We start from the raw sequence: 7146 nt of genomic DNA, 5'->3' as shown, positions 1-7146 counted from the left end.
TCGTCGCCGAGGGTTTCGCGCTGCCACAGCGCGAAGTCGGCGTACTGCACCGGCAGCGGCGCCCAGTGCGGCGCTTCACCAGTGGCGCGGGCCGCGTAGGCGACCATGACGTCGCGGGCCAGCGGGCGCACCGACCAGCCGTCGCCCGAGATGTGGTGCACCACGAAAACCAGCACGTGCGTGGGCTGTCCGGCATCCGAGACCCGGAACAGTCCGGCGCGCACGGGGGCCGCGGCGGTCACGTCGAAGCCGGCGAGGACCAACTCGGCGATGCGCTCGCGCAGGTCGGCCTCGGCCACCTCGACCGGGGCCAGGCCGGTGCCGCCACCGTGGATGCCGGCATTGGCGGCCGAGTCCAGGCGGACCTGGTCGGCGGGCAGGATGACCTGCACGCCACGGCCTTCGGCGTTCTCCGGGTAGACGGTGCGCAGCACCTCGTGCCGCTCCAGCACATCACCGACGGCGGCCAGCAGGGCGTCCACGTCGAGGTCGCCGGTCAGGCGCACCGCGAGCGGGATGTTGTTGACGGCCGAGGCGGTGTCGAAGCGGTTGAGGAACCACATGCGCTGCTGGGCCAGCGACAGCGGGATCTCGTCCGGCCGGGCCTGGGCCACCAGGGCTCGGCGGCCACCGGTGCCCGTCTGCGCCGCCACCCGCGCGGCCAGGGCGGCCACGGTCGGGGCGTCGAACAGGGTGCGGACCGGGATGCGGGTGTCGAGCGCCGCGCCCAGGCGGGCGACGACCTGGGTGGCGATCAGCGAGTTGCCGCCCAGTTCGAAGAAGTCGTCGTCTGCGCCGACCGGGTTCTCGAGTCCGAGCACCTCGGCGAAGACGCCCGCCACGATCTCCTCGGTCCGCGTTGCGGCGGCACGGAATTCGCGCGCGGCGAATTCCGGCTCGGGCAGGGCGCGGCGGTCCAGCTTGCCGTTGGCGCTGAGCGGGAACGCGCCCAGGGCCACGAACGCGGCGGGAACCATGTAGGACGGCAGCTGCGCGGCCAGGTGGTCACGCAGCGCTGTGTCCAGATTGCCCTCCGCTCCGCTCCGGGCGGGTTCCGAGGCGGACGACTCGGGAATCACGTAGGCCACGAGCTGATCGCCGGTGCGGGCGTCGGAGCGCAGGACCACGACCGCCTGGGACACGCTCGGATGGGCGGTGAGCGCGGATTCGATCTCGCCGAGCTCGATGCGCAGACCGCGCAGCTTCACCTGGAAGTCGGTGCGGCCGATGTACTCCAGCTCGCCGTCCGCGGTCCAGGTGACCAGGTCACCCGTGCGGTACATGCGCTTGCCGGGCGTGAAGGGGTTGGCCACGAAGCGATCCGAGGACAGGTCGGCCCGTGCCACATAGCCGCGCGCCAGCTGTACGCCCGCCAGGTAGAGCTCGCCCGCCATGCCCGGCGCGACCGGGCGCAGACGCGAATCCAGCACGTACACCTGGGTGTTGAACACCGGACGGCCGATCGGCACGGTCTGGGTGTCGGCGTCGGTGACCTGGTGGTAGGTGACGTCGACGGCCGCTTCGGTCGGGCCGTACAGGTTGTGCACGGCGGCGCCGGTGACCCGGCGCAGCTGCTGCGCGGTGGTCGCGGGCAGCGCCTCACCGGAGGCGAAGACCAGCCGCAGGCTGCGTCCAATTCGGGTTTCTCCGGCTCGACTCGCGAGCTCCGCCACGAACACCGCCATCATCGACGGCACGAAGTGCGCGGTCGTGACGCCTTCGCGGGCAATGGTTTCGGCCAGGTACACCGGATCCCGGTGGCCGTCCGGCTTGGCCACGACCAGCTTCGCGCCGATCTGCAAGGGCCAGAAGAACTCCCACACCGACACGTCGAAGGTAGCCGGGGTCTTCTGCAGCACCACGTCGGCGGCGGTCAGGCCGTATTCGGCCTGCATCCACGCCAGGCGGTTCACGATCGCCGAATGCGGCACCGCCACACCCTTCGGGCGGCCGGTCGAACCGGAGGTGAAGATCACGTACGCGGTGTTCGAAGCCCGCAGCGGCGCAATGCGATCCGCGTCGGTGAGCACGGCGTCGGAATAATCCGACAGGTCGATGGTGTCGACCGCGACGGTCGGCACGCTCGCGTGGGTGAACCCGTCGCGCTCGGTGGTGAGCACGCACACCGGCCGGGCCGTCTCGAGCACGTAGTCGATGCGGTCGGCCGGCTGGTCCAGGTCCAGCGGCACGTACGCGCCACCGGCCTCGATGATCGCGTACATGGCGACCACCAGGTCCAGCGAACGGCGCATGCCCAGGGCCACCAGGCTGTCCGGGCCGACCCCGGCCTCGATGAGCTTGCGGGCCAGCTGGTGCACGCGTCCGGCGAACTCGGCGTAGGACAGACCTGTAGCCGGTTGGGAGGTATCGGCGTGCTCGAAGCTGACCGCGGTCGTGTCGGGGGTCCGAGAGGCCTGGGCCTCGAACAGTGCGACCAGGGTCTTGCCCGCGTCGCCGGAGGCACTGCGCACGACCTCGCCCTCGGCGGTGGTCTCGTCGGACAGCGTCCCGGAGGTCAGTTCCGCGAGCACGGAGTCGACGTCCGCGGTGGTCCGGTTCCAGTCCCGCAGCACCCGGGTGCGCTCACCCGAGACCAGCAGGTCGATATCGCCGATGGCCCGTTCCGGCTGTGCCGCAATGGCCTTCAGCAGCAGATCGAACCGGTCGGCGAAGCGCGCCATGGTGGCCGCGTCGAACAGGTCGGTGGCGTAGATGAGTTCGGCGGTGATGCCGGACGGGGCGGAGCCGTGGCCGTTGCCGGTCACGTCGTTGGTGCCGAGCTGCTCGGTGAGGACCAGCTGCAGGTCGAACTTGGCGGTGTCGATCGGTAGATCGACGGCGCTCACGGTCAGGCCGGGCAGTTCCAGTTCGGTGATGCCGGTGTTCTGGAACGACAGCATGACCTGGAACAGCGGGTGCCGGGCCTGCGAGCGGGCCGGGTTGAGGATCTCGACCAGGCGCTCGAAGGGCAGGTCGGCGTGGCCGAAGGCCTGGATGTCGGTGGCGCGCACCGTGTCCAGGAGTTCGGTGAAGCCGGCGCCGCCGTCCACCTCGGTGCGCAGCACCAGGGTGTTGACGAACATGCCGATGAGGTCGTCGAGGGCGCGTTCACCACGACCGGCGACCGGGGTGCCGATCGCGATGTCCGCCTCACCCGACAGGCGCGACAGCAGCGCCGCCAGGGCGGAGTGCATGACCATGAACAGCGTCGCGCCGCGGGTGCGGGCCAGTTCGGTCAGCTTGGCGTGGGTGTCGGCATCGACGGTGAAGACGTGGGTCGCGCCGCGGCCCGACGCGACGGCCGGACGCGGCCGGTCGGCGGGCAGGTCCAGCTGGTCGGGCAGGCCGCGCAGCGAGTCGCGCCAGTACGAGATCTGCTGGGAGATCACGGATTCGGCGTCGGTCTCGTCGCCGAGCACCGCGCGCTGCCACAGCGCGTAGTCCGCGTACTGGACATCCAGCGGCTGCCAGCCGGGCTCGCCGCCCTCGACGCGAGCGCCGTAGGCGGTCATGACATCCCGGGTGAGCGGGCCCATGGAGAAGCCGTCGGCCGAGATGTGGTGCACGACCAGCGCGAGCACGTGCTCGGTGGGGCTGACCTCGAACAGGCGGGCCCGGAACGGCACGTCCACGGTGACGTCGAAGCCGCTCAGCACCAGCTCCGAGAGTGCCTGCGGCAGCTCGGCTTCGGAGACCTCGACCGGGGTCAGGTCCGGAATGACCTGTGCGGTGGGGACGATCTCCTGGAACGCCTGTGCTCCGCCTCCCCACGCTTCGCCGATCTCCGGATAGCGGGTGCGCAGCGACTCGTGCCGTGCCAGCACGTCGGCGACGGCGATCTGCAGGGCCTGGCGGTCCACCAGACCCGACAGGCGCACGGCCGCCGGGATATTGTCCACGGCCGATTCGGGATCGAACCGGTTGAGGAACCACATGCGCTGCTGGGCCAGCGACAGCGGCAGCCGCTCCGGCCGCTGCTGCGCGATCAGCGCCTGGCGAGTGCCCGCGCCGGAATGGGTTTCGGCGCGCGCCGCCAGGGCGGCCACGGTCGACGCCTCGAAGATCTCGCGCACACCCAGGTGGGTGTCCAACGCGGCCGACAGGCGCGCCGCCACCTGGGTGGCGATGAGCGAGTTGCCGCCGAGCGCGAAGAAGTCGTCGTCGAGGCCGACCCGCTCCAGGCCGAGGATCTCGGCGAACACGCCGGCCACGATCTGCTCGACCGGGGTAACGGGCGCGCGGAATACCGCGGCCTCGAACACCGGTGCGGGCAGCGCCTTGCGGTCCAGCTTGCCGGAGGCATTGAGCGGGAACTCCTCGAGCGCCATCAGGACCGAGGGCACCATGTACGCGGGCAGGCTCTCGCCGATCTCCAGACGCACCTTCTCGACGTCCACGGTGTGGCCCGCCGCCGGGATGACGTAGGCGACGAGCTGATCGCCGGTGTGCACGTCGCTGCGCACCACGACCACCGACTGCGCGATGGAATCCAGTGCGGTGAGCGCGGATTCGATCTCGCCGAGCTCGATGCGCAGACCACGCAGCTTCACCTGGAAGTCGGTGCGGCCGATGTACTCCAGCTCGCCGTCCGCGGTCCAGGTGACCAGGTCACCCGTGCGGTACATGCGCTCGCCGTCCCCGAAGGGGTTGGCCACGAAGCGATCCGAGGTGAGATCCGGACGCGCCACGTACCCGGTGGCGAGCTGGTCGCCCGCCAGGTACAGCTCACCCGCGACCCCGACCGGGGCCGGGCGCAGCCGCGAATCCAGCACGTAGACCTCGGTGTTGAACACCGGGCGGCCGATCGGCACGGTGTCGACGTCGGTGTCCACCACCTGGTGGTAGGTGACGTCGACCGCGGCCTCGGTGGGGCCGTACAGGTTGTGCAGCTCGGCGCCGGTCAGCTCGCGCAGCTTGTGCGCGGGCTTGGGCGCGAGGGCCTCACCGGAGGCGAAGACCTTGCGCAGGCTGTGTCCGATTGCCCCTCCGCTTCGCTCCGGGGCGACTCGGCTCGCGAGCTCCGCCACGAAGGCCGCGAGCATGGACGGCACGAAGTGGGTGACCGTCACGCCTTCGCGCGCAATGAGGTCCGCGAGGTAGGCCGGGTCGCGGTGGCCGTCGGGCTTGGCCACGACCAGCGTCGCGCCGATCTGCAAGGGCCAGAAGAACTCCCACACCGACACGTCGAAGGTGGCCGGTGTCTTCTGCAGGACGACGTCGTCGCCGGTCAGGCCGTAGGCCGCCTGCATCCAGACGAGGCGGTTGACGATCGCCGAGTGCGGCACCGCCACACCCTTCGGGCGACCGGTCGAACCCGACGTGAAGATCACGTAGGCGTTGTTCGACTCCCGCAGCGGCGCACGGCGATCCGCATCGGTGAGCGGAGCGGCCGAGTAGCTGGCCAGCTCCAGCATGTCGATGCGGACCTGCGCGGTATCGATCGGCAGGTCCTCGCCGGAGGTCAGGACGGTGACCGGGTCGGCGGTCTCGAGGATGTACTCGATGCGCTCGGCCGGGTGATCCGGGTCCAGCGGCACGTAGGCGGCCCCGGCCACGGTGACGGCGTACATGCCGACCACCAGGTCGAGGGAGCGCCGCATGCCCAGTGCCACAAAAGATTCCGCGCCGACGCCACGCTCGACGAGCCAGCGGGCCAGGCGGTGCACCCGGTCGGCGAACTCGGCGTAGGACAGACCGGTCCCCTCGAAGCTGACCGCGGTCGCGTCGGGCGTCCGCTCCACCTGCGCCTCGAACATCGCTACCAGGGTCGCGGCCTCGGCCTTGTGCTCGGTGAGCACGGCCTCGACGTCGAAGGCGGTGTCGTTCCAGCGTTCGACGACCAGCTCGCGTTCGGGTGCGTCCAGCAGTTCGATATCGCCCACGGCCGCAGCGGGTTCCGTGGTGATGGCGGTCAGCACGCGCACCAGGCGATCGGCGATGCGGTGGACGGTGTCCTCGTCGAACAGGTCGCGCAGGTAGCCGGCGCGGATGCGCAAGCGGGTGTCGAGCTGGGCGATGAGGGTCAGCGGGTAGTGGGTGGCGTCCGCGGCGTCCAGGCCGGTGACGGCCATGCCGTCGATATCGGCGGCCTGGGACCGGATGCCCTCCGCGTCGACGGGATAGGACTCGAAGACGACCAGGGTGTCGAAGAGCCCTCCGATGCCCGCGGCCGTCTGGATATCGGCCAGGCCCACGTAGTGGTGGTCGAGCAGATCGGCCTGCTCGCCCTGGGTGCGGGTGAGCAGTGCGCTCGCCGGCTCGGCCGGGTCGAAGGCGACCCGCACCGGCACGGTGTTGATGAACAGACCCACCATCGACTCGACGCCGGACAGCTGGGCCGGACGGCCGGACACCGTGGTGCCGAAGAGCACGTCCTCGCGGCCGGTGAGGCGGCCGAGCAGGATGCCCCAGGCGACCTGGAGCACGGTGTTCGGGGTGACGCCGAGGTCGGCGGCCAGCGCGGTCAGGCGCGCGGTCGCGGCCTCGTCCAGGTCGAAGAAGTACTCGCCGGACAGGGCGGTGATCTCGCGGCCCGCGTCGGGGCGGGTGAGCAGGGTCGGCTCGGAGACGCCGTGCAGCGACCGCTGCCACGCCGCCAGCGAGGCCGGACGGTCCTGCTGCGCAACCCATTCCAGGAAGTGGCGGTAGGAGCGCACCGGCGGCAGCACCGCGGTGTCGGAGTGCGTCGCGTACAGCACCAGCAGGTCCTGCATGAGCAGCGGCATGGACCAGCCGTCGAGCAGGATGTGGTGGTTGGCCACGGCCAGCTGGTAGCTGTTCGCGGCAGTGCGCACCAGGGTGTAGCGGATGAGCGGCGGCGCGGTCAGGTCGAAGCGCTGCACGCGGTCGGCGGCGATGATCTCCGCCGCCCGCGTGGCCCGGGCGGCGTCGTCGGCGATATCGGTGAGGTTGTGGTTGGTCCACGCCACCTTCACGCCGTCGATGACCACCTGCACCGGCACGCCCGACGCGTCGTTCACGTAGGCGGTGCGCAGAATTTCGTGGCGTTCGATGAGCGCCTGCGCGGCCGAGCGCAGCCGGTCGGCGTCGACGCGGCCCTCGAGGGTGAGCACCGCCTGCGCGGTGTAGACGTCCACCGAGGTGGCCGCCAGCTGCGCGTGGAAGAGCAGACCGGCCTGCAGCGCG

1 protein-coding gene (only partly in view) is annotated in these 7146 nt (G+C 70.9%); it reads right to left on the bottom strand.

The window, feature by feature from the left end:
• On the bottom strand, positions 1-7146 hold part of the coding region annotated (locus ACIRRA_RS41350) for a non-ribosomal peptide synthase/polyketide synthase (RefSeq protein WP_402780118.1) (this coding region is incomplete at its 3' end). Its footprint extends 21326 nt past the window's final position; 7146 of 28472 annotated nt are visible.

The sequence above is a fragment of the Nocardia sp. NPDC101769 genome, from assembly GCF_044766925.1.
Taxonomy (GTDB): Bacteria; Actinomycetota; Actinomycetes; order Mycobacteriales; family Mycobacteriaceae; genus Nocardia.
This window is presented reverse-complemented; position numbering and strand designations above follow the sequence as displayed.